The organism is Streptomyces sp. CB02923, assembly GCF_001905005.1.
GTDB lineage: Bacteria > Actinomycetota > Actinomycetes > Streptomycetales > Streptomycetaceae > Streptomyces.
In genome coordinates, this window is the sequence record NZ_LWKZ01000001.1 from 1,222,658 (window position 1) to 1,247,226 (window position 24,569).

19 protein-coding genes are annotated in these 24,569 nt (G+C 73.6%); 5 read left to right on the forward strand and 14 right to left on the reverse strand.

The annotated features are described in order from the left end of the window. Positions 1-434 precede the first annotated feature (434 nt). Entirely contained in the window at positions 435-1,193 is a 759-nt protein-coding gene (locus A6A06_RS05225) for an SIS domain-containing protein (RefSeq protein WP_073759832.1), read from the forward strand. A gap of 189 nt (positions 1,194-1,382) precedes the next feature. Here A6A06_RS05225 and A6A06_RS05230 read toward each other — a convergent pair whose 3' ends face one another. Then, complete coding sequence (locus A6A06_RS05230) at positions 1,383-2,684, reverse strand: PAS domain-containing protein (RefSeq protein WP_443333717.1); 1,302 nt, start codon at positions 2,682-2,684, stop codon at positions 1,383-1,385. Positions 2,685-3,403: 719 nt separating this feature from the next. Continuing rightward, the gene (gene pdxH, locus A6A06_RS05235; RefSeq protein ID WP_199930679.1) at positions 3,404-4,099 is read right to left on the reverse strand and encodes a pyridoxamine 5'-phosphate oxidase; all 696 of its coding nucleotides are present in this window, start codon (positions 4,097-4,099) and stop codon (positions 3,404-3,406) included. 513 nt (positions 4,100-4,612) lie between these two features. Here pdxH and A6A06_RS05240 point away from each other — a divergent pair. Continuing rightward, entirely contained in the window at positions 4,613-5,710 is a 1,098-nt protein-coding gene (locus A6A06_RS05240) for a citrate synthase 2 (protein WP_073759243.1), read from the forward strand. A gap of 63 nt (positions 5,711-5,773) precedes the next feature. Here the strand turns inward: A6A06_RS05240 and A6A06_RS05245 are convergent, their stop codons facing one another. After that, positions 5,774-6,181, reverse strand: a complete 408-nt coding sequence (locus A6A06_RS05245) for a VOC family protein (protein WP_073759244.1) — start codon at positions 6,179-6,181, stop codon at positions 5,774-5,776. Positions 6,182-6,295: 114 nt separating this feature from the next. Here A6A06_RS05245 and A6A06_RS05250 point away from each other — a divergent pair, with 114 nt between their 5' ends. After that, positions 6,296-7,297 (forward strand): helix-turn-helix transcriptional regulator, encoded by a 1,002-nt coding sequence (locus A6A06_RS05250; RefSeq protein WP_242440564.1) that lies wholly within the window; start codon positions 6,296-6,298, stop codon positions 7,295-7,297. A 6-nt stretch (positions 7,298-7,303) separates the two neighbouring features. Here the strand turns inward: A6A06_RS05250 and A6A06_RS05255 are convergent, their stop codons facing one another. The 9 genes from A6A06_RS05255 to A6A06_RS05295 form a co-directional block, all read right to left on the reverse strand. Further along, a complete protein-coding gene (locus tag A6A06_RS05255) occupies positions 7,304-7,930 on the reverse strand; it encodes a TetR/AcrR family transcriptional regulator (RefSeq protein ID WP_073759246.1) in 627 nt (208 codons plus the stop codon). Beyond that, positions 7,918-8,757 carry an enoyl-CoA hydratase family protein gene (locus tag A6A06_RS05260; protein ID WP_073759247.1) on the reverse strand — a complete coding sequence of 280 codons (840 nt, stop codon included), beginning with the start codon at positions 8,755-8,757 and terminating at the stop codon, positions 7,918-7,920. Before A6A06_RS05260 ends, A6A06_RS05255 begins: the two co-directional genes overlap by 13 nt. Beyond that, positions 8,754-10,346 carry a 4-coumarate--CoA ligase family protein gene (locus A6A06_RS05265; protein ID WP_073759838.1) on the reverse strand — a complete coding sequence of 531 codons (1,593 nt, stop codon included), beginning with the start codon at positions 10,344-10,346 and terminating at the stop codon, positions 8,754-8,756. The genes A6A06_RS05260 and A6A06_RS05265 overlap by 4 nt, the downstream gene beginning before the upstream one ends. A 130-nt stretch (positions 10,347-10,476) precedes the next feature. Then, a complete protein-coding gene (locus A6A06_RS05270) occupies positions 10,477-11,646 on the reverse strand; it encodes an acyl-CoA dehydrogenase family protein (RefSeq protein ID WP_073759248.1) in 1,170 nt (389 codons plus the stop codon). A 41-nt stretch (positions 11,647-11,687) separates the two neighbouring features. Beyond that, positions 11,688-13,586 carry an acetyl/propionyl/methylcrotonyl-CoA carboxylase subunit alpha gene (locus A6A06_RS05275; RefSeq protein WP_073759249.1) on the reverse strand — a complete coding sequence of 633 codons (1,899 nt, stop codon included), beginning with the start codon at positions 13,584-13,586 and terminating at the stop codon, positions 11,688-11,690. 7 nt (positions 13,587-13,593) lie between these two features. Then, positions 13,594-15,192, reverse strand: coding sequence for an acyl-CoA carboxylase subunit beta (locus A6A06_RS05280; protein ID WP_073759250.1), 1,599 nt, complete (start codon positions 15,190-15,192; stop codon positions 13,594-13,596). Then, on the reverse strand, positions 15,189-16,907 hold the full coding sequence (locus A6A06_RS05285) for an acyclic terpene utilization AtuA family protein (protein ID WP_073759251.1): 1,719 nt from the start codon (positions 16,905-16,907) through the stop codon (positions 15,189-15,191). The genes A6A06_RS05280 and A6A06_RS05285 overlap by 4 nt, the downstream gene beginning before the upstream one ends. After that, on the reverse strand, positions 16,904-17,713 hold the full coding sequence (locus tag A6A06_RS05290; protein WP_073759252.1) for a TIGR03084 family metal-binding protein: 810 nt from the start codon (positions 17,711-17,713) through the stop codon (positions 16,904-16,906). The genes A6A06_RS05285 and A6A06_RS05290 overlap by 4 nt, the downstream gene beginning before the upstream one ends. A gap of 201 nt (positions 17,714-17,914) precedes the next feature. Beyond that, positions 17,915-18,622, reverse strand: a complete 708-nt coding sequence (locus A6A06_RS05295) for a TetR/AcrR family transcriptional regulator (protein ID WP_073759253.1) — start codon at positions 18,620-18,622, stop codon at positions 17,915-17,917. A 175-nt stretch (positions 18,623-18,797) separates the two neighbouring features. On the opposite strand from A6A06_RS05295, the gene A6A06_RS05300 reads away from it, so the two are divergent. Both A6A06_RS05300 and A6A06_RS05305 read left to right on the forward strand, forming a co-directional pair. Continuing rightward, positions 18,798-19,901, forward strand: coding sequence for an FAD-dependent monooxygenase (locus tag A6A06_RS05300; RefSeq protein WP_073759254.1), 1,104 nt, complete (start codon positions 18,798-18,800; stop codon positions 19,899-19,901). A 98-nt stretch (positions 19,902-19,999) separates the two neighbouring features. Then, entirely contained in the window at positions 20,000-20,446 is a 447-nt protein-coding gene (locus tag A6A06_RS05305; RefSeq protein WP_199930680.1) for a DUF6640 family protein, read from the forward strand. Positions 20,447-20,456: 10 nt separating this feature from the next. Here A6A06_RS05305 and A6A06_RS05310 read toward each other — a convergent pair whose 3' ends face one another. Both A6A06_RS05310 and A6A06_RS05315 read right to left on the reverse strand, forming a co-directional pair. Then, on the reverse strand, positions 20,457-21,428 hold the full coding sequence (locus A6A06_RS05310; protein WP_079193783.1) for an EamA family transporter: 972 nt from the start codon (positions 21,426-21,428) through the stop codon (positions 20,457-20,459). Between the two features lie 136 nt (positions 21,429-21,564). After that, a complete protein-coding gene (locus A6A06_RS05315; protein ID WP_079193784.1) occupies positions 21,565-24,552 on the reverse strand; it encodes an FAD-binding and (Fe-S)-binding domain-containing protein in 2,988 nt (995 codons plus the stop codon). Positions 24,553-24,569 lie beyond the last annotated feature (17 nt).

The following is a 24,569-nucleotide window of genomic DNA, read 5'->3' on the forward strand; positions in this document are numbered from 1 at the left end:
CCACCGACAACGGGCCCGCGCCCGCTCCGGCCGGGCCCCGCCGGAGCCCGGACCCGGCGCCACCCGCCCTGCGGCGAGGCGGCAACCGGGCGACGTCCGGGCTACCGGAAGGTGTCCGTCCGGTCGCGAGCGGCGACGTACACCGTATTGACAGGGCACTGGTCCAGACCGCAACGTGATCCGCGCCACGACTGTCCCCGCCGGAACCGCCACCGGAACCGCCACCGGACCGTCCGGACCGCGGACGGCCCCGGCGAGAACGGCGGGAACGGCAAGAACGGACAAGAACGGCAGGAAACAGCCGGGGATCGGCGGGAAACCGGTGCGTTGCCAGCAGCGGCGGCCGGCGCCGCCGGATGCGTCAGAACGTAGGACAAATGTACGAGGAACAACGTACAAGACCGATGAGTACCGACGAGAGGGGCCCCGCGGCGATGGGCGAGAGCAACCGGTTGGCCGGGCAGTACTTCGACGCCGCGATCGACCTGCTGCGCCGGGTGCGTGACGAGGAGGACGAGCGGATCGGCGCGGCCGGGACGCTCATCGCCGACACCGTCGAGGCCGGCGGCCGGGTCTTCACCTTCGGCGCGGGGCACTCCTCCCTGCCCGCGCAGGACACCGTCTACCGGGCCGGCGGCCTCGCCGTCATGAACCTGCTGACCGTGCCGGGCGTCGTCGGCGTCGACGTGCGGCCGGCGACGCTCGGCAGCGCGCTGGAGCGGGTGGACGGGCTGGCCGGGGCGGTCCTCGACACCAGCCCCCTGGAGACCGGTGACGTGCTGATCGTCATCTCGCTCTCCGGGCGCAACTCGCTGCCGGTGGAGATGGCCATGAACGCGCGGGCGCTCGGCCTCAAGGTCATCGGGCTGACGTCGGTGGCGTACGCGGAGGAGACCAGGTCCCGGCACGTCTCCGGTACGCACCTCCGGGACCACTGCGACATCGTCCTGGACAGCAAGATCCCGGTGGGTGACGCGGAGTTGACGCTGCCGGGCATCGAGGCGCCGTTCGCCCCGGCCTCGACGGTCGTCACCAGCGCGATCATGCAGTCCGTCGTCGCGACGGCCGCGGGCGTGCTGGCCGACCGCGGCATCGACCCGCCGCTGCTGCGCTCCGGCAACGTGGACGGCGGCCACGACTGGAACGGCCGGGTGATGCGGGAGTACGCGGACCGGATCTATTACCGGCACTAGGGCGCTTCTGACGGATCTCCGTGGGGGACGGAGCGGCGTTCGGTGCGTGCTCTCGGCGTGCGGTGTGAAGGGTCATGTGGCGGAGCCACCTGTCCCTTTGCGCCGTGCGGCGAGTGGGGGTCCCCCCTGCTCGAAGAGCTTGGGGGAGTGCCGGGCGTCGCGATGCCGCGGAGATCCGTCAGAAGCGCCCTAGTCACACAGATCGAGGGCCGCGGCGATCCTGGAGGCGACGTCCTCCGCGTACGTCGCGTCCGCCCGGTCGAAGGGGCGGCGTGAGGGGCCGCGCAGGAACGTCGCCACGCCCAGCGTCCGGCCCCGGCTGCGCAGCACCACGCACAAGCCGTGCACCGTGCCGTCCGGCCATTTGCGGGCCGCGGCCCAGCCCTCCGCGACGGCCGGGCCCGCGCCGGCCCGTACCGAGCCGCACCGTTCCAGCGCCTGTGCGGCCGGGTGGCCCGCTCCGTAGGCCACCGGAATGCCGGTCGGCGGCACCGCTTCGGAGGGGCCGGGCGCGCCCGCGGGTGAGGCGATGGCCCGTACGAGGCTGGGCGCGCCTCCTGAAGGATCACCGGCCCCGCCCTCGCCACTGCCCCCACCAGCGCTCCCGATCCCGCCCCCCACCACATCGACCAGCCCGTGATCGGCGAACCCCGCCAGGGCGAAGTCGAGATGGACCGCCGCCGCCTCCGTCGGGTCCTCGCACTCCCCCGCGGCCCGGCCCGCCCGGTGCAGTTGCTGGGCGCGGAAGCGCAGCAGGGAGCTTTCCTGTTCGGTGCGCTTGGCGTCCGTGATGTCCTGGAAGAGCCAGCCCACGCCGAGCGGTACGGGTTCCTCCGCCAGGGGCGAGGCCAGCCGCAGGAAGCCGCTGCGCCAGCACCGGCGGGTCGGTTCGGCCTCGTCGGACCGGAGGGTGACCCACAGTTCGGCGGCGGCGGGCGGCGTGCCTTCGGCGAGGACGTGCGTCAGGGCGCTCTCCAGCTCTTCCACGCCCTGGGTCAGCAGGTCGCCCAGCGGGCGCCCCAGTACGGCCGTACGGCCCATTCCCAGGGCGCGTGCGGCGTGCGCGTTGACGACGGCGGGCCGCAGGTCGGCGTCGACCAGCACCACGCCCCAGGAGGCGTCCACGAAGAGCGCTTCGCTGAGCGCGATGGAACGTTCCAGGTCGATCTGGGTGTGCACCTCGCTGAACGCGCAGTACACGCCCGCCGCCCGGCCGTCGGGCCCGAGCACCGCGGAGGACTGGGTGCGCACCAGGACGCGGCGGCCGTCCTTGGTCAGCAGCGCGAACTCGTGGACCTGGCGCCCCGGCGACCGGGTCGCCGCCAGGAGGCGGGCCTCCACCTCGTCGGCGTCCTCCTTGCGGACCGCCCAGCCGGCCAGCCCCGGGCGGCCGACCGCCTCCCCCGCCGACCAGCCGAGGATGCGTTCCGCCTCGCGGTTCCAGTGGGTGACCGTGCCGTCCGCGCCGAAGGCGCACAGCGCGGCGTCCATCCCGTCCAGCAGGGCGGCGAGCAGGCCGGAGTCGTCGCTGTCCGGCTGCGGGTCCGGTTCCGCGTCGGGGCACTCGTCCGCGCGCGCGTCGTCCGGAGGCGGGCCGCCCCGGTCCGCGGCCCGGCCCTGACCCCCGGGCGGTACGGGCTCGAAGCGGTGCGACGAGGACGACGAGGAGGACGAAGACGAAGCAGCCACTGGCACCCCCTACGAACGCGGCCACACGTGCTGCACGCCGGATCATTCAACTGGAACGTGACGCGGACCACACCCCATTCGCCGAAATCCCGCCGCGGGAAATTCGGTTGTGCGGCCGCCGGACCGGTTCCTAGGGTGTGAGGCACACGAGAAGGGAGGTGGTTCGGCAGATGATTTCGCACCGGACGCGTGAGGTGACTGCGGGCTAGCGGCCCGTCGTCGCACTCAGTGTGCAGCGCCGGACCAGCGCAGGAAACAGCTGCGCAGCCGGCCAATCCCAAGCAGTCACCCGACCCGCGGGCTGCCGGTTCGTCCGACCGGCCCCTTCGCGCCTCAGGCGCGGGGAAGCAGCCCGCGGGTCGTCTGCGTTCACCGGCGCGTCGCATACGGCCGGAAACGGACGCCGGCCCATGACGTACGGCCGGAAACGGACGCCTGCCCGCGGCGTACGGTCAGGAACGGACACCGGCCCGCGGCATACGGCCAGAAGGGGCAACGGACGCGCCGCCGCCCCGCCGGCCTCACGGCGCCAGCCGTACGACGGACCAGCCCTCCCCGCCGCTCTCCCGCTCGTAACGCAGCCGGTCGTGCAGGCGGTTCTCCCGTCCCTGCCAGAACTCGACGGTCTCCGCGACGACCCGCACGCCGCCCCAGTGCGGCGGTGCCGGTACCTGCTCCCCTTCGGGGTAGCGGGCCGCCAGGTCGTTCCAGGCGCGCTCCAGTTCGGTGCGGGAGGCGACCGGTGCGGACTGGTCGCTGGCCCAGGCGCCGAGCTGTGAGCCGTGCGGGCGGGTGCGGAAGTACGCGGCGGTCTCGTCGCGGCCGATGCGGGCGGCCGTGCCGGTCACGATGACCTGGCGGGCGAGCGGGTGCCACGGGAAGAGCAGCGAGACGTGCGGGTTCTCCGCCAGGTCGCGGCCCTTGCGGCTGCCGTAGTTGGTGAAGAAGACGAAGCCGTGCTCGTCGAAGCGCTTGAGCAGGACGGTCCTTGAGCTGGGGCGGCCCGCGGCGTCGGCGGTCGAGACGACCATCGCGTTCGGCTCGTGCAGTCCGCTGGTGGCCGCTTCCTTGAACCAGCGCGCGAACTGGTCGTACGGGCTGGGGGCGAGTTCTGCCTCGGCGAGTCCCTCGGCGCGGTACTGCGCCCGCATGGCGGAGGGATCGAGCTGGTCCGGGGTGGGCGTGTCGGCGGAGTGCACGGCCACATCTTGCAGCATGACGGCCTGTTGGGGCAGCCGGGTGGCAGGGAAGTCTGCCCTTGGACGGCCGTGCGTAACCCTCCCGTAAGCGAAACGCCCGGTGTGCCGGATCTCACGCTTCCCGGCACGTGCCGGACCGGCCAAAATCGTGCCGCGTGCCACTGTGGCGCGGGGGCGGTGCGGGATATCGTGTCCGCCCTGAAGTGATCGAAGTGATGTGCTCCGGGCGGGAAGCCACGGGTGCCGGTCGGGTGACCAACGCCCGCGCGGGGCATGACGGGAGTGACCGGTACGGACCGCGAGCCGCTGGACGGCCGCGTAACCGGACCGGCGCCCGGACCAGCCGTCCGATGCCCTGCGCGGCCAGCGGACCCGGCGGTCCACCGGAGCCGTCCGCCGCCCGGCCGCCGTGCCGGACTCCGGACGGCGTCGGCCGCACCGCCCGACCCGACCAGCCCGACCTGACAGATCCTGCACGCACGGCATCTTGGTCATGAGCCGCATGTCGTCCACATCTTGAGGAGCCGCCTGATGTCCGACTTCGTACCCGGACTCGAAGGAGTCGTCGCGTTCGAGACGGAGATCGCCGAACCGGACAAGGAAGGCGGCGCGCTGCGGTACCGCGGTGTCGACATCGAGGACCTGGTCGGCAAGGTCTCCTTCGGGAACGTGTGGGGGCTGCTGGTCGACGGGTCGTTCAACCCAGGGCTGCCGCCGGCCGAGCCGTTCCCGATCCCGGTCCATTCCGGTGACATCCGGGTGGACGTGCAGTCCGCGCTGGCCATGCTCGCGCCGGTGTGGGGCCTGAAACCGCTGCTGGACACCGACGTGGAGACGGCCCGGGACGAGCTGGCGCGGGCGGCGGTCATGGCGCTGTCGTACGTCGCGCAGTCGGCGCGCGGGCAGGGCCTGCCGATGGTGCCGCAGAAGGAGATCGACAAGGCCGGCACGATCGTCGAGCGCTTCATGAAGCGGTGGCGCGGCGAGCCGGACCCCAAGCACGTCGCGGCGGTCGACGCGTACTGGACCTCGGCGGCCGAGCACGGCATGAACGCGTCCACGTTCACGGCGCGGGTGATCGCCTCGACCGGCGCCGACGTGGCGGCCGCGCTGTCCGGCGCGGTCGGCGCGATGTCCGGGCCGCTGCACGGCGGGGCGCCGTCCCGGGTGCTCGGCATGATCGAGGAGATCGAGCGGACGGGTGACGCGACGGCGTACGTGAAGCAGGCGCTGGACCGCGGCGAGCGGCTGATGGGCTTCGGCCACCGGGTGTACCGGGCCGAGGACCCGCGGGCCCGGGTGCTGCGGCGCACGGCCCGTGAGCTGGGCGCGCCGCGTTTCGAGGTGGCGGAGGCGCTGGAGAAGGCGGCTCTGGAGGAGCTGCACAACCGGCGTCCGGACCGGGTCCTGGCCACGAATGTGGAGTTCTGGGCGGCGATCGTCCTGGACTTCGCGGAGGTCCCGGCGCACATGTTCACGTCGATGTTCACCTGTGCCCGTACGGCGGGCTGGAGTGCGCACATCCTGGAGCAGAAGCGCACGGGCCGCCTGGTGCGGCCGTCGGCCAAGTACGTGGGTCCGGGGCCGCGGGGTCCGGAGGCGGTGGAGGGCTTCACGCTGCCCGCTTAGCGGGCCCACGGCTGTCTGCTTAGCGGGCCCACGCTGCCCGCCTGGCGAGCCCACGCTGCCTGCTTAGCGGGCCGTGCGCTCCTGGCGCCGTACGGCGTCCGCGGTGACCGGCGTGAAGAGGTTGACCAGGTTGCCGTCGGGGTCCCGGAGGAGCAGGGAGCGGTTGCCCCACGGCATGGTCGTCGGCTCCTGGACGAACTCGCAGCCGAGGGACGCCAGGCGCCGGTGTTCCGCGTCGACGTCGGCGACGCGGAATTCGGTGATCACCGTGTGGTTGGCGGCGGCCCGTGCGGTGCCTTCGCCGAACAGGGCCACCGTGCGGCTGCCGGCGACGGCCAGCGTGCAGGAGGGCGAGACCAGCTCGGCGAATTCCGGGGTCGCCCACTCGGCCCGTACGCCGGTGAGGCGCTCGTAGAACTCGACGAGGCGGGCGACGTCATCGGTGATCACGCGGATGGAGACGAAGTTCATGGCTCGGCTTTCCTGCTGAGGGAGGGGCCCGGACCGACGGGCGTCGGCGGGCGTCTCCCACGCTAGGACCAATACCGGACAGGTTCCGCCCGGTATATGCGGGAGACTTTCCGGGTGACCACATCGACCACCGCCCGCGTGCTCGCGCTGCTGGAGATCCTTCAGGGCGGCGGCATCCGCACCGTTCCCGAGCTGGCCGTCCGCCTGGGTGTCGACGAGCGCACCGTCCGCCGCTATGTCGGTCACCTGCTGGACCTGGACATCCCCGTCGACGCGGTGCGGGGGCGCCACGGCGGCTACCGGCTCGCTCCCGGCTACCGGATGCCCCCGCTGATGCTCACCGACGAGGAGGCCCTGGCCGTGCTGCTCGGCCTGCTCTCGGGGCAGCGCGGCGGGCCGGGCGCCGCCTCGGCGGCGGCCGGTGAGAGCGCCGCGGCGAAGGTGCGGCGGGTGCTGCCGGTGGCGCTGCGGCGGCGGCTCGAAGCGCTGCTGGAGACGGCCGACTTCACCGACCGGCCCCGTCCCGCCACCCCTCCGGAGGCGGCGGCGCTGCTCGAACTCGCCGAGGCGGTGCGACGGCGGCGGCCGGTGGCGTTCGCGTACACCGACCGCAAAGGGAGCGACAGTGCCCGTACGGTCCTGCCGTACGGGCTCGTGGGGCACTCCGGACGGTGGTACCTGACCGGTGCCCGCCGGGACGACGGGGAGATGCGGATCTTCCGGCTGGACCGGATGGCCTCGGTCCGCCCGCTGTCCGGTTCGTTCGATGTCCCGGACGGTTTCGATCCGGCGGCGACCGTCCTCGACCATCTCGCCCGTACGCCGTGGACCCATGACGTGTCGTTGCGCGTCCGCGGCAGCGTCGAGCACCTTCGCGGCCATCTCCCGGCCGGGATCGCCGCCCTGTCCGAGGACGGGCCGGACTGGGTGCACGTCCGTATCCGGGCCGAGCGGCTGGACTGGATTCCGCCCGTACTGGCCGCGCTGGACCGGCCGTTCGTCATCGAGCGCCCCGCGGAGCTGCGCGGTCTCGTACAGGCGCTGTCCCGCCGCCTGGACGCGTACGCCGCCGGGTCCCCCGCCGAGCCTTCCGCTGCCGACGAGCAGCCCTCCTGAGGCCCGTCAGTCCCCGTTCAGCACCGTGTCCAGGATGCGCGCCCACTGCGTCACCACGCGGTCGCGGCGGGGTTTGTCGTCGGTGAGGAGGGTGGCGAGGCCGAGGCCCCGGGACATGTCGAGGAGGCCCTGCACGGTTTCGCGGACGCCGGGCACGGACTCGTCGGCGCCGAGGAGGCCGACCGCCGTACGGTGCGCCTCGCGGCCGACGCGGGCCTCCAGGGCGGTGACGCGGTCGCGGAGCTGTTCCTCGTCGGAGGCGGCGACCCACAGGTGCAGGGCGGCGCGGAAGAGGGGGCCCGTGTAGAGGTTGACGATCTCCTCGACGACGATGCGGGTGCGGGCGGCGGAGCCGGTGGGCGGCAGGTCCTGGGCGACGGCCTGGAGCGCGCCCTGGCGTTTTTCCGCGACGTGTTCGACGGCCGCCGTGAACAGGTCCTCGCGGGTGCGGAAGTGGTGCTGGGCGGCCCCCCGCGAGACGCCCGCGCGTTCCGCGACGACGGAGACCGTGCTGCCGCTCCAGCCGCGTTCGGCGAGGCAGGAGACGGCTGCCTCCAGGAGGGCGCGGCGGGTGGCGCGGCTGCGTTCCTGCTGGGGTTCCTTGGGGCTGCGCGCGGGGGTCACCGTACCCATGACGGTTCCCTGCGCTGGAAGAAGGCGGTCATGCCCTCCCGGGCCTCCTCGGAGGCGAAGAGCCGGGCGGAGGTGTCGGCGAGGGCGGCGGTGTCGCGGTCGAAGGTGCGCAGGACCTCGGCGGTGACCAGGGCCTTGGAGGCCGCGAGGCCCTGGGGGGAGCCCTTGCGGAGGCCGGCGAGGAGTGGTGCGAGGGCGGTTCCGGTGTCGTCGGCGGCGAGGGTCACCAGGCCGGTCCGGGCCGCTTCGGCGGCGCCGAAGCGCTCGCCGGTGAGGTAGTAGCGGGCGGCGGCCCGCGGGTCCATGCGGGGCAGCAGCGGCATGGAGATGACGGCGGGGGCGAGGCCGAGGCGGGCCTCGGTGAAGGCGAAGGTGGCGTCGGGGCCCGCCACGGACAGGTCGCAGGCGCCGAGGAGGCCGAGGCCGCCGGCCCGTACGTGGCCGGTGACCTCGGCGACGACGGGCTTGGGGAGTTCGATGACGGCGCGGAGGAGGCGGGCGAGGCCGAGGGGGCCGGAGACGGCCGCCGCTTCCCCGTCCGCGGCTCCGGTGGCCTCCGCCAGGTCCGCGCCCGCGCAGAACGTCGTCCCGGTGTGTGTGAGCAGCACGGCGCGCGTGTCGGCGGACCCGGCGGCGGCCTCCAGCGCCGCGTGGAGTTCGCCGACCAGGCGCCGGGAGAGGGCGTTGCGGTTGTGCGGGGAGTCGAGGGTCAGGACGGTCACGCCCCGGTCGTGGGCGTGCCGTACCAGCGGTGCGGCATCGGGCGTGGCGTCCGGTGTGGTGCCGGGTGCGGCCTGGGGCGTGGCGTCCGGTGTGGCGTCGGTCATGAGGCCGTGGAACTCCTTTCCCTGGCGCGCAGTTCGCGTCGCAGGATCTTGCCGGTGGCGGCGCGTGGCACGGCGTCCGTGAACTCCACCCGCCGTACTTTCTTGTACGAGGCGACCTGCCCGGCAACGTACGCGAGGACGTCGTCCTCGGTGAGCCGGGCCCCCTGGTCGCCGTGCTGCCGTACGACGTACGCCTTGGGTATCTCGTTGCCGTCCGCGTCGGTGACGCCGATCACCGCGGCGTCCGCGATGCCCTCGTGGGTGAGCAGCACCGCTTCGAGGTCGGCCGGTGCGACCTGGTAGCCCTTGTATTTGATCAGTTCTTTGACGCGGTCCACGACGTACAGCCAGCCGTCGGCGTCCACCTGTCCGATGTCGCCGGTGTGCAGCCAGCCGTCGCTGTCGATCAGCGCGTCGGTCTCCGCGGGCCGTCCGAGGTAGCCCTTCATGACCTGCGGGCCACGGATGAGGATCTCGCCGCTCTCGCCGGTGCCGAGGTCCTTGTCGGCGTCCGTGCAGCGGATGCGCATCTCGGTGCCGGGCAGGAGTTTGCCGACCGTGCCGGGCGGCGGGTGCACGGCGCCGCGGGGGACGGCGTGGGTGCCGGGCGAGAGTTCGGTCATGCCGTACGCCTGCATGACGTGCGGGATGCCGAGGCGGCGGGCGCAGGCGTCGGCGAGCCGGGCGTCGAGCGGGGCCGCGGCGCTGACGACGTAGTCGAGCGAGGACAGGTCGTACTGGGCGACGGCCGGGTGCTTGGCGAGGGCCAGGACGATGGGCGGGGCCACGTAGACGGCGTTGACCCGGTACTTCTCGATGGTGCGCAGGAAGTGTTCGAGGTCGAAGCGGGGCAGCACGACGACGGTGGAGCCGTTGCGCAGCGGGGCGTTCATCAGGGCGGTCAGGCCGTAGATGTGGAAGAAGGGCAGGACGGCCAGGACGCGGTCGCCGGGGCCGCTGGTGATCAGCTCGTTGAGCTGGACGAGGTTGGTGGCGACGGAGCGGTGGGTGAGCATGACGCCCTTGGGCGAGCCGGTGGTGCCGGAGGAGTACGGCAGGACGGCGACGTCCTGGGCGGGGTCGACGGGTACGGACGGTTCGGGCGCGGTGGAGGTGATCATGTCGCGTACGGAGCGGTGCCCGACGGCGCCGTCGCAGACGAACACCTCGGTGATGCCGCCCACCTGTTCGGCGGCGCTGCGGGCCGTCTCCAGCAGCGGGGAGACGGTGACGATCCAGTTGGCCCCGGAGTCGCGCAGCTGCTGGGCGAACTCGCCCGCGGTGGACAGCGGGTGGACGGTGGTGACGGCCGCGCCGCAGCGGGAGGCGGCGTAGCAGACGGCCGGGTAGACGATGGTGTTGGGGCTGTGCAGGGCGAGCACGTCGCCGCGGCGGACGCCGGCGTCGGCCAGGGCCGCCGCGATGCGGCGGGTGGCGCCGTCGAGTTCGGCGTAGCTGACCGTGGTGCCGTCCTGGCCGTCGATCAGGGCGGGCAGCGCGGCGTGCTCGGTGGCCGAACGTCCCAGTACGGCTTCGTGGATCGGCAGGTCGACGGGTGCGACATCGGCGTACTGACTGTGAAAGACCATGGCCATCCCCTCAGCAGCGGCGCTCGTCCGTGCCGGTCCCGGTCGCGGGCGGGCTCCTGTCCGTGTGCGTGCAGCATCGCGGTTGCCGGTGCGGTTGTCAGTACGGCGACCGCGATGCCGGTGCGGCCGGTCAGTACGACTTGGGCAGTCCGAGGCTCTGGTGGGAGACGTAGTTGAGGATCATTTCCCGGCTGACCGGTGCGATGCGGGCGACGCGGGCCGCGGTGATCAGGGTGGCGAGGCCGTACTCGTGGGTCAGGCCGTTGCCGCCGAGGGTGTGCACCGCCTGGTCCACGGCTTTCACGGCGGCTTCGGCCGCCGCGTATTTGGCCATGTTGGCGGCCTCGCCGGCGCCCAGGTCGTCGCCCGCGTCGTACAGGTGGGCGGCTTTCTGCATCATCAGGCGGGCGAGTTCCAGTTCGATGTGGACCTGGGCGAGGGGGTGGGCGACGGCCTGGTGGGCGCCGATGGGTTCCTTCCAGACCTGGCGGGTACGGGCGTAGTCGACGGCGCGGTCCACCGCGTAGCGGCCCATGCCGAGGGCGAACGCGGCGGTCATGATGCGTTCGGGGTTGAGCCCGGCGAAGAGCTGGAGCAGTCCGGCGTCCTCGTCTCCGACCAGGGCTTCGGCGGGCAGCCGTACGTCGTCCAGCGTCAGTTCGAACTGTTTCTCCGGTGCGGCCAGTTCCATGGAGATCTGGCTGCGTCCAAACCCGGGGGCGTCGCGGGGGACGATGAACAGGCAGGGCTTGAGCTTGCCGGTGCGGGCGTCCTCGGTGCGGCCGACGATGAGGGTGGCCTCGGCGATGTCCACGCCCGATATGAAGACCTTGCGTCCGTTGAGGACCCATTCGCCGGTGGCCGGGTCGCGGCGGGCGGTGGTGGTGATGCGGTGCGAGTTGGATCCGGCGTCCGGTTCGGTGATGCCGAAGGCCATCTTGCGGGAGCCGTCGGAGAGTCCGGGCAGCCAGGTGCGCTTCTGTTCCTCGGTGCCGAAGCGGGCGATGACGGTGCCGCAGATGGCGGGTGAGACGACGAGCATGAGCAGGGGGCAGCCGGCCGCGCCCAGCTCTTCGAGCACGATGGAGAGTTCGGCGATGCCGCCGCCTCCGCCGCCGTACTCCTCGGGGAGGTTCACGCCGAGGTAGCCCAGCTCGGCGGCTTCGGCCCAGAGGTCGTCGGTGTGCTTGCCCTCGGCGACGACGCGGGCGAAGTACTCGCGTCCGTAGCGCTTGCCGAGTGCGGCGACCGCTTCGCGCAGCGCGCGGTGTTCGGAGGTTTCGATCACGGGGTTGCTCACGGGGACTCCTTCAGGGGGAGGAGGGCGTCGGCGCCGGTCTCTCACCCGGTGACGACGGCCAGCGGCGTGCCGACCTCGACCTGCTGGCCCGCCTTGACGTGCAGGGCGGTCAGCGTGCCGGTGGCGGGCGCGGTGATCTTGTGTTCCATCTTCATCGCCTCCAGCCAGAGCAGCGGGGCCCCGGCTTCGACGCGGTCGCCCTCGGCCAGGCCGTCGGCCACCCGGACGACCGTGCCGGGCATGGGGGCGAGCAGCGAGCCGGGTTCCGTGCGGGCGCTGGGGTCGGGGAAGCGGGGCAGGGCGGTGAGGGTGCGGGAGCCGGCGGCGGAGTCGACGAAGATCCGGTCGCCGTGGCGGGTGACGGTGAACTCGCGGCGTACGCCGTCGATTTCGAGGACGGCATGGCCGGGCGAGGCCGCCAGCAGCCGTACGCCGGGGAAGTCCTCGGCGTGCAGGCCGTCGCGGCCGAGGCGGTAGCGGATCTCACGCTCGGCGCCGCCGCAGGCGTACGTCTTGCTCTGCGGCTGCGACGGTACGTTGCGGAAGCCGCCGAAGCGGGACCGGCCGTGGGTGTCGGCGAGGGCGGCGGCCAGCGCGCACAGGGCGGTGGCCGGGTCGTCGGGGGCCGCCGTGAGTGCGTCGAGGTGGCGGTCGTAGAAGCCGGTGTCCAGGCCGGTGGCGGTGGCGAACTCGGGGTGGCGCAGGGACCGTACGAGCAGGTCGCGGTTGGTGACCGGGCCGTGTACGCGGGCCCGTTCCAGGGCGCCCGCCAGTTTGCGTACGGCTTCGGCGCGGCCCGGCGCCCAGGCGATGACCTTGGCGAGCATCGGGTCGTAGTGGACGCCGATGACGGAGCCGTCGGCCACGCCGGAGTCGAGGCGGACGCCGTCGGGTACGGAGAGGTGGTGCAGGGTGCCGGTCTGCGGCTGCCAGTCCGCCGCCGGGTCCTCCGCGTACAGCCGGGCCTCCACGGCGTGGCCGCGCGGTGCGGGTGGCCCGTCCGGCAGGGGTTCGCCCTCGGCGACCCGCAGTTGGAGGGCGACGAGGTCGACGCCGTACACGGCCTCGGTGACGGGGTGCTCGACCTGGAGGCGGGTGTTCATCTCCAGGAAGTGGGCGTGGCCGGTGGCCGAGACGAGGAATTCGACGGTGCCCGCGCCGCGGTAGCCGATGGTGCGGGTGGCGTCGGCGGCCGCCGTGTGCAGGGTGGCGCGCAGTTCGTCGGAGAGGCCGGGTGCGGGGGCTTCCTCGATGACCTTCTGGTGGCGGCGCTGGAGGGAGCAGTCGCGGGTGCCGAGCGTCCATACGGTGCCGTGCGCGTCGGCGAGGACCTGGACCTCGACGTGCCGGCCGCCGACGACGTACGGCTCGGCGAAGACCTCGCCGTCGCCGAAGGCCGCGGCGGCCTCGGCCCGCGCCGCCGCCAGCTCGCCCGGCAGGTCGGCCAGTTTCCGTACGACGCGCATCCCGCGCCCGCCGCCGCCCGCCGCCGCCTTCACCAGCAGGGGCAGGTCGGCGTCGGTGGCCCGGCCGGGGTCGACGGGGGCGAGCAGCGGTACCCCGGCCGCCGCCATCAGTTCCTTGGCGCGCGTCTTGGAGGCCATCGACTCGATGGCGGCGGGCGGCGGTCCGACCCAGGTCAGGCCCGCGTCGGTGACGGCCGCCGCGAATCCGGCGTTCTCGGAGAGGAAGCCGTAGCCGGGGTGGACGGCGTCGGCTCCGGCGGCGTGCGCGGCCTTCACGATCAGGTCGCCGCGCAGATAGGTGTCGGCGGGGGCGTCGCCCGGGAGGCGTACGGCGGCGTCGGCCTCGCGGACGTGCGGCGCGTCGGCGTCCGCGTCGGAGTACACGGCCACCGTCGCGATGCCCAGCTCCCGGCAGGTGCGGAAGACGCGGCGGGCGATCTCGCCACGGTTGGCGACGAGGAGGGAAGAGATCACTGGTTCCTCACATCCGGAAGACGCCGAAGCCGCCGCGCGCGCCCTCGACGGGGGCGGTGTGCAGGGCGGACAGGCACAGGCCGAGGACGGTTCGGGTGTCGCGCGGGTCGATGACGCCGTCGTCGTACAGGCGCCCGGACAGGAACATCGGCAGCGACTCGGACTCGATCTGCTGCTCGACCATGGCGCGCAGTCCGGCGTCGGCTTCGTCGTCGTACGGCTGCCCCTTGGCGGCGGCGGAGGCGCGGGCGACGATCGACAGCACCCCGGCGAGCTGCTGCGGGCCCATGACGGCGGACTTGGCGCTGGGCCAGGCGAACAGGAAGCGCGGGTCGTAGGCGCGGCCGCACATGCCGTAGTGCCCGGCGCCGTACGAGGCGCCCATGAGGACGGACAGGTGCGGTACGCGGGAGTTGGAGACCGCGTTGATCATCATGGCGCCGTGTTTGATGATGCCGCCCTGCTCGTACTCCTTGCCGACCATGTAGCCGGTGGTGTTGTGCAGGAAGAGCAGCGGGATGTCGCGCTGGTTGGCGAGCTGGATGAACTGGGCGGCCTTCTGCGACTCCGCGCTGAACAGCACGCCCTGCGCGTTGGCGAGGACGCCGACCGGGTAGCCGTGCAGCTCGGCCCAGCCGGTCGTGAGCGAAGGCCCGTACAGCGGCTTGAACTCGTCGAAGTCCGAGCCGTCCACGATGCGGGCGATGACCTCGCGCGGGTCGAAGGGGGCCTTGAGGTCGCCGGGGACGATGCCGAGGAGTTCGTCCTCGTCGTACTCGGGGGGCGCGGCGGGTGCCGGATCGGTGTGGGCCTTCTGCCAGTTCAGGCGGGCGACGACGCGGCGGGCCCGGCGCAGCGCGTCCGGCTCGTCCAGGGCGAAGTGGTCGGCGAGGCCGGAGGTGCGGGCGTGCATCTCGGCGCCGCCCAGCGACTCGTCGTCGCTCTCCTCGCCGGTGGCCATCTTGACCAGCGGCGGCCCGCCGAGGAAGACCTTCGCCCGCTCCCTGACCATGATCACGTGGTCGGACATGCCGGGGATGTACGCGCCGCCGGCGGTGGAGTTGCCGAAGACCACGGCGACGGTGGGGATGCCCGCGGCGGAGAGCCGGGTGATGTCCTTGAACAGGGCGCCGCCCGGGATGAAGATCTCCTTCTGGCTGGGCAGGTCCGCGCCGCCGGACTCCACCAGCGACACGACGGGCAGCCGGTTGGCGAAGGCGATCTCGTTGGCGCGCAGGGCCTTCTTCAGCGTCCAGGGGTTGGAGGCGCCGCCGCGTACGGTCGGGTCATTGGCGGTGACCAGGCATTCCACGCCCTCGATGACGCCGATGCCGGTGACCAGGGACGCGCCCACCGGGTAGTCGCTGCCCCAGGCGGCCAGCGGCGACAGTTCCAGGAACGGCGTGTCCGGGTCGAGGAGCAGCTCGATGCGCTCGCGGGCGAGCAGCTTGCCGCGCTTGCGGTGCCGCTCGACGTACTTCGCGCCGCCCCCGCCGAGGGCCTTGGCGTGTTCCTCGTCGATCTCCGCCAGCCTGGCGAGCATCGCCTCGCGGTTCGCCGCGTACTCGGGCCCTGTCGGGTCCAGCCGGCTGCCGAGCACGGTCACAGCAACACCTCCGGTATGTCCAGGTGGCGGGCGCGCAGCCACTCCCCCACGGCCTTGGCCTGCGGGTCGAAGCGGGCCTGCGCGGCGACGCCCGCGCCGAGCAGGCCGTCGATCACGAAGTTGAGGGAACGCAGGCGGGGCAGGACGTGGCGGGTGACGGGCAGCTCCGCCGTCTCCGGGAGCAGTTCGCGCAGCCGGTCGGCGGTCAGTTCGTGCGCCAGCCACCGCCAGGCCGCGTCCGTCCGGGCCCACACGCCGACGTTCGCCGAGCCGCCCTTGTCGCCGCTGCGGGCACCGGCCACCAGGCCGAGGGGTGCGCGGCGCAACCTGCCGTCATGGGCGAGGGGTTCGGGGAGGGCGGGCTCGGCGAGCGGCGTCAGCTCACGGGTCTCCGTGGGCGGCGGCACGTCGACGCGGCTGCCGTCCGGGAGGACGGCGGTGTGCGGCACGTCCGCCGCGTCCGCGAACTCCGCCTCGAAGACGCCGTACGGATCGCCCTTGCCCGGCGGCGCCGTCACATGGAACCCGGGGATGCTGCCGAGCGCCAGCTCGACCGCCGCCCCGCTGACCACCCGGCCCACCGCGTCCTGGTCGGCGTCCCGCACCACCAGCCGCAGCAGGGCGCTCGCCTCCTCCTCGACGGCGGCGTCCGCGTGGTCGGTGCGGGCCAGCGTCCAGTCCACGGTCGCCGGGCGGCGCTTCGCCGCGTCGAAGGCCGCCTCCATCTGCGTCCGTACGAGGGCGGCCTTGGCCTCGATGTCGAGGCCGGTCAGCACGAACGTCACCGCGTTGCGCCAGCCGCCGAGACGGGTCAGGCCCACCTTCAGCGTCGGCGGCGGCGCCTCACCGCGCACGCCGTCGATACGCACCCGGTCCGGGCCGTCCTGCGTGAGGCGTACGGTGTCCAGCCGCGCGGTCACGTCCGGGCCCGGGTAGCGGGCTCCGGCCGTCTCGTAGAGGAGCTGGGCGGTGACGGTACCGGTGGTCACCGCGCCGCCCGTACCGGGGTGTTTGGTGATCACCGAGGTGCCGTCGGCGGCGATCTCGGCGAGCGGGAAGCCGGGGCGGCGCAGGTCGTGGGCGGCGAAGTCGCGGGCGGCGAAGAAGGAGTAGTTGCCGCCGGTGGCCTGGGTGCCGCACTCCAGGACGTGGCCCGCGACGACCGCGCCCGCCAGCCGGTCGTGATCGGTGGGCACCCAGCCGAAATGGGCCGCTGCCGCGCCGCTGACCAGCGCGGCATCCGTGACCCGGCCGGTGACGACCACATCGGCGCCCGCCCGGAGACACGCGGCGATGCCTCCGCCGCCCAGGTAGGCGTTGGCGGTCAGCACGCCCTCGCGCCCCCCGTACCGGGGCAGCAGGTCGTCACCCTCCACATGCGCCACCCGCACCGCCACGCCGACCCGCGCCGCCAGCTCCCGTACGGCGTCGGCCAGCCCGGCGGGGTTGAGGCCACCGGCGTTGGCGACGATCCGCACGCCGCGCTCGACGGCCAGGCCGAGGCTCTCCTCCAGCTGCCGCAGGAAGGTTTTCGCGTAGCCGCGTGCGGGGTCCTTGAGCCGGTCGCGGCCCAGGATGAGCATGGTCAGCTCGGCGAGGTAGTCGCCGGTCAGGACGTCCAGCGGGCCGCCGGTGAGCATGTCGCGTACGGCGTCGAAGCGGTCGCCGTAGAAGCCGGAGGCGTTGCCGACGCGCAGCACGTCGCCGCCGGTCACCGGGCACCCTCCCGGCCGCCGCTGCCGCCCGGCTCGCGGCCCCTGCCCGGCGGGCCGGCGAACGCCTGGGCGATGCCCAGCCACCGGTCGGCGTCCGGCCCGTCGGCCCGTACGTCCACGTCGTCGCGGTGGGCGCGCTGGGTCACCAGCAGACAGAAGCCGAGGGCGTCACCGGTCACCCGCTGCGCCGCGTCCTCCGGGCCGTACGCCCAGGTGCCGCCGCCCGGGGCGCGCAGCTCGACGCGGAACTCCTCCTCCGGCGCGGACAGGCCGTGTGCCGCGTACGCGAAGTTCCGCGCCCGCACGCCGATGCGGGCCACGTGCCGCAGCCGGACGGTCGGTTCGCGCGTCACACCGAGCGCGTCGGCGATGTCCTGGCCGTGCGCCCAGGTCTCCATCAGCCGCCCGGTCGCCACGGAGGGGACGCTCATCGGCGGCCCGTACCACGGCAGTTTCTCCCCGGCGGGCCGCGCGGCGAGCACGTTCTGCAACTCGGCCCGGCCCTCCCGCCAGCGCGTCAGCAACTGGGCGGGCGCCGCCCGCGCCTCCTCCTCCGCGCCTTCGTCGACGAACGTCGCGGGCGAGGCGAGGGCCCGCCGCACCGCCTCCTGGAAGGCGCCGGGGCCCGTCGCGGACAGCAGCACCTGCCGGTCGGTCCAGGCCAGGTGCCCGATCTGGTGGGCGACGGTCCAGCGCTCGGCCGGTGTCGGCAGCGCCCACCGCTCCGGCGCCAGGCCCGCGACGAGCACGTCGAGCGCGTACCCTTCGTCCCTCAGATCCGCCAGTACGGCATCGGCGTCGGACACGCGGCACTCCCCTCGTCGGCCATCTGCCGCGCGGGCAGGGCACATTGACTCATGCGGTGCGGTTTCCGAGCGTGACAGCGCGGAGGAAAACAATCAAGCACGCATGCATGATTTTCTGAAGGGGGTGGGCGGGGGCCGGGGTCCATCGGCGGCGAAGGGGGTGTCTGCGAGCCCGATGCCCGCAGATGCCCGCGGATGCCCCTACGCGTACAGACCGAGAGTGTCGGCCACGTCGCGCAGGCACTCCTCGAAGACGGGCTCCAGGTCGGAGTAGGCGAAGTCCAGTTGGTGCAGGACTTCCATGCACAGCAGGCCGTACAGCCTGGTCCAGCAGGTCAGGAAGACGTGCGCGGCTTCGGGCGGCAGGCGCCCGTCGAGGGTGGCCGAATAGACGGCCAGTTGCTCGCGCAGCGACGCGGGCAGACCGGCCGGATCGGGCACCGGGAACGGCCGCGTCTCCCACAGCTCGACCGTCAGATCCAGCAGGACCTGCTCGAAACGCTCCCCGGCCCGGCGACGCGCCGAGTCCGGCTGCCGGTTCGCCGGGGTGATCGGACTGGCGAAGATCCAGCCGAACTCGGCGGGATGGGCGCTCGCCCAGGCGCGCATGGCCCGGCAGGCCGCGAGGATGCGCTCGCCGACCGGCGCGCCGGTGTGGGCGTCACGGGCCTGCTCCATGGCGGCGGCCAACTCGCGGAAGAAGTCCGCGGTCACCGCGCCGACCAGCTCGCCGTATCCCGCGTAGTAGTGGTACAGGGCCGGGCCGCTCATACCCACCTGCCTGGCGACCGCGTTGATGGTCACCGCGGCCGATCCCTGCTCGACCAGGAGCTTGCGCGCGGCCCCGTGAATCTCCTCAAGGGTCGCCCGGCGCAGCCTCTCCCGCCTGCTGCTGGTCCCTGCGGACATCGCCCGTCACCCCTCTTGTCGCTCCGTCAGCACCGTTGACATCCTAGGGCATCTATGTTTCCTTAATGCCTCTAAGTGACCTTAGTAGCTCTAGGTGCGGGCGCGGAGGACCGGCGCCCGCCCGGCACGCACTCGGCGCACACCGGCACCCAGCAACCACGGAGGAGACCGGACGATGAAGGCGATCATTGTGGGCGGTGGCATCGGCGGGCTGACCGCGGCTGCCGCTTTCCATCAGCGTGGCTGGCGGGTGGAGGTCCTCGAACGCGCTCCGGAGTTCACCGAGATCGGTGCGGGAGTGTCGATCCAGCCCAACGGTTTACGCGCGCTGGACACGCTGGGCCTCGGCGATCTCCTGCGCTCCGGCGGACTGTCCGATCCGCCCGCGGGTATCCGCCGCGCGAACGGGGGCTGGCTGATCCGCAACGACATCGACGGCCTGAAACGCCGCTTCGGCCAGTGGGTGACCGTACACCGGGCCGCTCTGATCGACCTCCTGCGCGCGGCCGTGCCCGCGGAGGCGCTGCGGCCCGGCACCGCGGTGCACCAGGTGCGGCCCGACGGCACGGTCCGCCACAGCGGCGGCACCTCCACCGCGGATCTCGTGGTGGGCGCCGACGGCGTGCACAGCGTGACGCGGCGTTCCCTCTGGCCCCATCTCCCCGGGCCGCGCTACGTCGGCTACACCACCTGGCGCTTCATCGCGCCGCCCCAACCCGTCGAGGGGAGCGTGGAATCGTGGGGCCGGGGCGAACGATTCGGGCATGTGCCGATGCCGGACGGCCGCGTCTACTGCTACCTGCTGGCCAACGCCCCGATCGGCTCCCGCATCCACCTGGTCCGGCTGCGCGAACGCTTCGCGCACTGGCACGGCCCCATCCCCGCACTCCTGAACACCGCAGACGCGGACGCGGTGTTGCAGCACGACACCTACGAGCTGCCGGAGCTGCCCGCCTACGTCTCCGGACAGGTCGCGGTCCTCGGGGACGCCGCGCACGCCATGACCCCCAACCTGGGGCAGGGCGCCTGCCAGGCACTTGAGGACGCGGTCACCCTCGCCGCGGCAGCGGACACCCTCGGCGTACGTGCGGGGCTGGAGGAATACGACCGCGTGCGCAGACCGCGCACCCAGATGATCACCCGCCGCTCCCGGCAGGCCGGCGCTCCCGCGCACTGGACGTCCCCGCCACTGACCGCCCTGCGCGACGTGGCCCTCCCCCTCCTGCCCACATCCCTCTTCAACCGCTCCATCACCCCCGCCTACACCTGGACGCCCTGAGGCCCCTCACCCACGTGCCCCCGTCCGTGCCCCCACCCGCCCGACTCCGCGACAGCGCGTCACTTCCGGGAAACCACCGACCCCCAAGAGGCCAGCCCATGCACATGCCCCTCCCGCGCATCCTGATCATCCTCGTCGGAGTGATCACCACGGTCAGCGCCGTACTCGCCGATCTCGTCGTCCCCGGCCTGGCGGCCCAGCACGCCTTCAACCCCGGCTGGCCACCCCACGCCAAGTTCCACGACGCCCAGTACATGCTGATGACGGTGCTCCTCGGCCTCCTCGGCCTGACCCTCGCCCTGCGGCGGGGCCGCAACCTCCGCGGCCGGCTGCTGTGCGCCGCCGCGCTCCTGGCCGTCCCCTGGCTCGGCATGATCGGCGCACTCCTGTTCCCCGGCACCGCCACCTACGACCCGGAGTTCGCCGGCCGGACCCTCTTCGTCCTCGGCATGCACGGCCAGGTCTTCATGGCCGCCGTCCTGACCCTGACCCTGCTCGTGGCGACAGCGGCAACACTGCGCACGTCCCCGTCCCCCGCCACCTGACGACAAGCCGTCAGCTCTTCCCGCCCCCGCTCGTGCTCCGTACGGCGCCGACGCTCGCCAGGACCACCAGTCCGATCGCGACCGTCTCGGCCCAGCCCAGTGACTGGTGGAGGACCAGGAATCCGGCCAGTGCCCCGGCGGCGGGCTCCAGGCTCATCATCACGGCGAAGCCGGAGGCCGGGAGTTTGCGCAGGGCGAGGAGTTCGAGGGTGTACGGCGTGACCGAGGACAGCAGGGCGACGGCGGCGCCCAGCCCGATCGTGACCGGGTCCAGCAGGGCCGTGCCCGCGATGGCGATGCCCAGCGGAAGGCTCAGTACGGCCGCCACCGACATCGCCAGGGCCAGCCCGTCCGCCTGCGGGAAGCGCTGCCCGGCGCGGGACGACAGGAGGATGTACGCGGCCCACAGGGCGCCCGCCGCCAGGGCCAGCCCGGCGCCGAGCGGGTCCAGCCCGTCGAAGCCCTCCCGGCCGAGCAGGGCCACGCCGCCCAGCGCGAGCGACGCCCACAGCAGGCTCAGCGCCCGCCGTGCGGTGACCACCGACAGGACCAGCGGGCCCATGAACTCCAGCGTGACGGCGGCGCCGAGCGGGATGCGGTCGATCGCCTCGTAGAAGAGCGAGTTCATGGCGACCAGGGCGACGCCGAAGGCGAGGACCGTGGCCCAGTCGCCGCGGGTGTGGCCGCGCATCCGCGGGCGGCAGACGGTCATCAGGACGAGCGCGGCGACGACCAGCCGGAGGGTGACCACACCGAGCGCACCGGCCCGCGGGAAGAGGAGCACGGCGACCGAGGCGCCGAACTGCAGCGAGATGATGCCGCCGATGACCAGCGCCACGGACGTCAGGCGACCGCCCGCGGCCGCGTCCCGCTCGGCGGCTCGGACCTCGGGGGAGGCCGGGACCGGCCCGGGGGACGGTACCGGCTCCGGGACCGGGGGTGCGGGCGGCAGGCTGCTGGACTCGTGGCGCGATTCGTTCACACGCCCACGCTACGGCCCGCCTTCCCCGCCGTGAAATGCCTGTTCACTTGCCGTTATGCCCGGTGGGCATAACGACCGGAATGAGACACTCCGCGCCCTCGCCCCCGCTCCTTCACCCCCGCCTTCATCCCCGCCTTCATCCCCGCGGCGGCAGCGCCTCGGCCAGCACCTCGGCCAGGTGCCGGGCGCGCCGGTCGGTGAGCTGGCCGATCTGGGTGCGGCAGGAGAAGCCGTCCGCGAGCACCTCGGTGCCGGGCTCCGCCTCCCGTACGGACGGCAGGAGCTGCTCCTCCGCGCAGGCCACCGACACCTCGTAGTGGCCGCGCTCGAAGCCGAAGTTCCCGGCCAGGCCGCAGCAGCCGCCGCTCAGTCCGCCCGCCAGCCCGGCCCGTGCGCGCAGGCGCTGCTCGGCCGCTTCGCCGAGTACGGCGTGCTGGTGGCAGTGGGTCTGCCCGACGGCCGGGCGGTCGACGCGCGGCGGCTCCCAGCCGGGTGCCTGTTCCTCCAGGGTCTGGGCGAAGGTGCGGACGGACGCGGCCAGGCGCGCGGCGCGCGGGTCGTCGGAGAGCAGTTCGGGCAGGTCCGTGCGGAGGGCCGCCGCGCAGCTCGGTTCGAGGACGGTCAGCGGGGTGCCGTCCGTGAGCAGCGGGTCGAGGGCGTCCAGCGTGCGGCGCATGACCGTGCGTGCCTGGTCGAGCTGGCCGGTCGAGACCCAGGTCAGGCCGCAGCACAGCGGTTTACGGGGGCGGCCCGCCGCGGGCAGGCGCACGGCGAGTCCGGCGCTCTCCAGGACGTGGACGGCGGCGCGGCCCACCTCGGGGGCGAGGTAGTTGGTGAAGGTGTCCGGCCACAGGAGGACCGGGGGCGCGTCGGCCGCTCCGGCCCCGGAAGGCGCTCCTGCCCCGGAGTGCGCCCCTTCCCCGTCGGCCGCCCCTCCCCCGGTGGGCGCCCCGGTGGACGCCCACCGGGGCGCCCACCGGGGCGCCCCGGTGGACGCCCGCTTCGCCCACCACCGTACGAACGGCTCGGCGGCCAGCTCCGGGATCGCCCGCTGCGGCGCGATGCCGCCGAGGCGCTTGCCCGCTCCGGCCAGCGGCGTCCGGGCCAGGGCGTTGAGCAGCGGCGCGACCGGGGCCGCGGCACGCAGCCAGCGCGGCAGGCGGCCCATCGAGTAGTGCGCGGCGGGCCGCAGCCGCCCCGCGTAGTGGTGGTGCAGGAACTCGGCCTTGTACGTGGCCATGTCCACGCCCACCGGGCAGTCGCTGCGGCAGCCCTTGCAGGACAGGCACAGGTCCAGGGCGTCCCGTACCTCCTCCGACCGCCAGCCGTCGGTGACCACCTCGCCCGCCAGCATCTCGTGCAGCAGCCGGGCGCGGCCGCGGGTGGAGTGCCGTTCCTCGCCGGTGGCGCGGTACGACGGGCACATGACGGCCGAGGTGCCCGGGGCGGTGGTGCGGCACTTGGCGACGCCGACGCAGCGCCGTACGGCCGCCGAGAAGTCACCGCCGTCGTGCGGGTAGCCGAATTCCACGTCCACCGGGCGCTCCGGCAGCGGCGCGAAGCGCAGGTTCTCGTCCATCCGGTCCGGCCGGACGAGCATTCCGGGGTTCAGGCCGCCCGCCGGGTCCCACAGGTCCTTGAAGCGTTCGAAGAGGCCGACGAGTTCGGTGCCGTACATCTTGGGCAGCAGTTCGGCGCGTGCCTGTCCGTCGCCGTGCTCGCCGGAGAGCGACCCGCCGTGGGCGACGACCAGGTCGCCCAGGTCGCAGGAGAATTCACGGAACCGGCGGATGCCGGGGGCGGTCAGCAGGTCGAAGTCGATACGGACGTGGATGCAGCCGTCGCCGAAGTGCCCGTACGGTGTGCCGCGCAGGCCGTACTGGCCCAGCAGCTCGCGGAAGTCCCGCAGGTAGGCGCCGAGCCGCGCGGGCGGCACCGCGCAGTCCTCCCAGCCGGGCCACGCCTCGGAGCCGTCGGGCATCCGGGTCGCGGTCCCGGACGCGTCCTCGCGCACCCGCCACAGGGCGCGCTGCCGCGCCGGGTCGGTGACGACGGTGTGGTCGGTCGTGGACGCGCCGCGGCACAGCTCCTCGGCGCGCGCCAGCGCCTCGGCGGGCGTGCCGCCGCCCATCTCGACGAACAGCCAGGCGCCGCCCTTGGGCAGGCCCGCCGCGTTGCCCACGAGGTCGGCCGCCATGCCCTCGACGGTCAACGGCCGGTACGGAAGCAACGTGTGCGCCGCCTCGGCCGCCGCGCTCTCGTCCACGTATCCGAGTACCGCCAGCACCTTGGCGGCGGGCGGCCTGACCAGCCCGACGGTGGCCTCGGTCAGCACACCGAGGGTGCCCTCGCTGCCGGTGAGCGCCCGCGCGAGGTCGGTGCCCTGCTCGGGGAGCAGGGCGTCCAGCGCGTAGCCGGAGATGCGGCGCGGGAGCTCCGGGTAACCGGTGCGCAGCAGCGCCAAGTCTCCGTCCACGAGCGTCCGTACGCCGTCCCGCAGGCGCTGCGGTAGCGCGTCCAGTGCCGCCGCGCCCCGCCCGGCGCGCAGCCGCTCGCCCCCGTACGTCAGCACCTCCAGCTCGCGCACGCTGTCGGCGGTCGTGCCCCACGCCACCGAGTGCGAGCCGCAGGAGTTGTTGCCGATCATGCCGCCGAGGGTGCAGCGGCTGTGCGTGGACGGGTCGGGCCCGAAGGTCAGGCCGTGCGCGCCGGCTGCCGCCCGCAGGTCGTCCAGCACCACGCCCGGCTGGACGACGGCCGTACCGGCCTCGGCGTCCAGCGCCACGATCCGCCGCAGGTGCCGGGTGAAGTCCAGCACCACGCCGACACCGGTGGCCTGCCCGGCGATGCTCGTCCCGCCGCCGCGCGGCACCACCGGCACGCCCCGCTCACGGCACACCCGCAGTACGGCGGCGACGTCCTCCTCGTCCCGTGGGGCGACCACCGCCCGCGGCACCCGGCGGTAGTTGGACGCGTCCATCGTCATCAGCGCCCGGTCCCCGGCGGCGGACGAGACCTCGCCGCGCACGGCGTCCGCCAACTCCCGGGCCAGTTCCCGCGCCCCGTCCGGCGCCCCGCCCGGTTTCCCGCTCCGCATCCCGCGTGTCCTCGTACGATCAGCCATGCCCCCAGCCTGCCCAC

Bases quoted from the DNA above. Each gene is read 5' to 3' on its own strand.
- A6A06_RS05225 (WP_073759832.1), top strand. From the start codon at position 435: ATGGGCGAGAGCAACCGGTTGGCCGGGCAGTACTTCGACGCCGCGATC.
- A6A06_RS05230 (WP_443333717.1), bottom strand. From the start codon at position 2,684: ATGGACGCCGCGCTGTGCGCCTTCGGCGCGGACGGCACGGTCACCCAC.
- pdxH (WP_199930679.1), bottom strand. From the start codon at position 4,099: ATGCTGCAAGATGTGGCCGTGCACTCCGCCGACACGCCCACCCCGGAC.
- A6A06_RS05240 (WP_073759243.1), top strand. From the start codon at position 4,613: ATGTCCGACTTCGTACCCGGACTCGAAGGAGTCGTCGCGTTCGAGACG.
- A6A06_RS05245 (WP_073759244.1), bottom strand. From the start codon at position 6,181: ATGAACTTCGTCTCCATCCGCGTGATCACCGATGACGTCGCCCGCCTC.
- A6A06_RS05255 (WP_073759246.1), bottom strand. From the start codon at position 7,930: ATGGGTACGGTGACCCCCGCGCGCAGCCCCAAGGAACCCCAGCAGGAA.
- A6A06_RS05260 (WP_073759247.1), bottom strand. From the start codon at position 8,757: ATGACCGACGCCACACCGGACGCCACGCCCCAGGCCGCACCCGGCACC.
- A6A06_RS05265 (WP_073759838.1), bottom strand. From the start codon at position 10,346: ATGGTCTTTCACAGTCAGTACGCCGATGTCGCACCCGTCGACCTGCCG.
- A6A06_RS05295 (WP_073759253.1), bottom strand. From the start codon at position 18,622: ATGTCCGCAGGGACCAGCAGCAGGCGGGAGAGGCTGCGCCGGGCGACC.
- A6A06_RS05300 (WP_073759254.1), top strand. From the start codon at position 18,798: ATGAAGGCGATCATTGTGGGCGGTGGCATCGGCGGGCTGACCGCGGCT.
- A6A06_RS05305 (WP_199930680.1), top strand. From the start codon at position 20,000: ATGCACATGCCCCTCCCGCGCATCCTGATCATCCTCGTCGGAGTGATC.
- A6A06_RS05315 (WP_079193784.1), bottom strand. From the start codon at position 24,552: ATGGCTGATCGTACGAGGACACGCGGGATGCGGAGCGGGAAACCGGGC.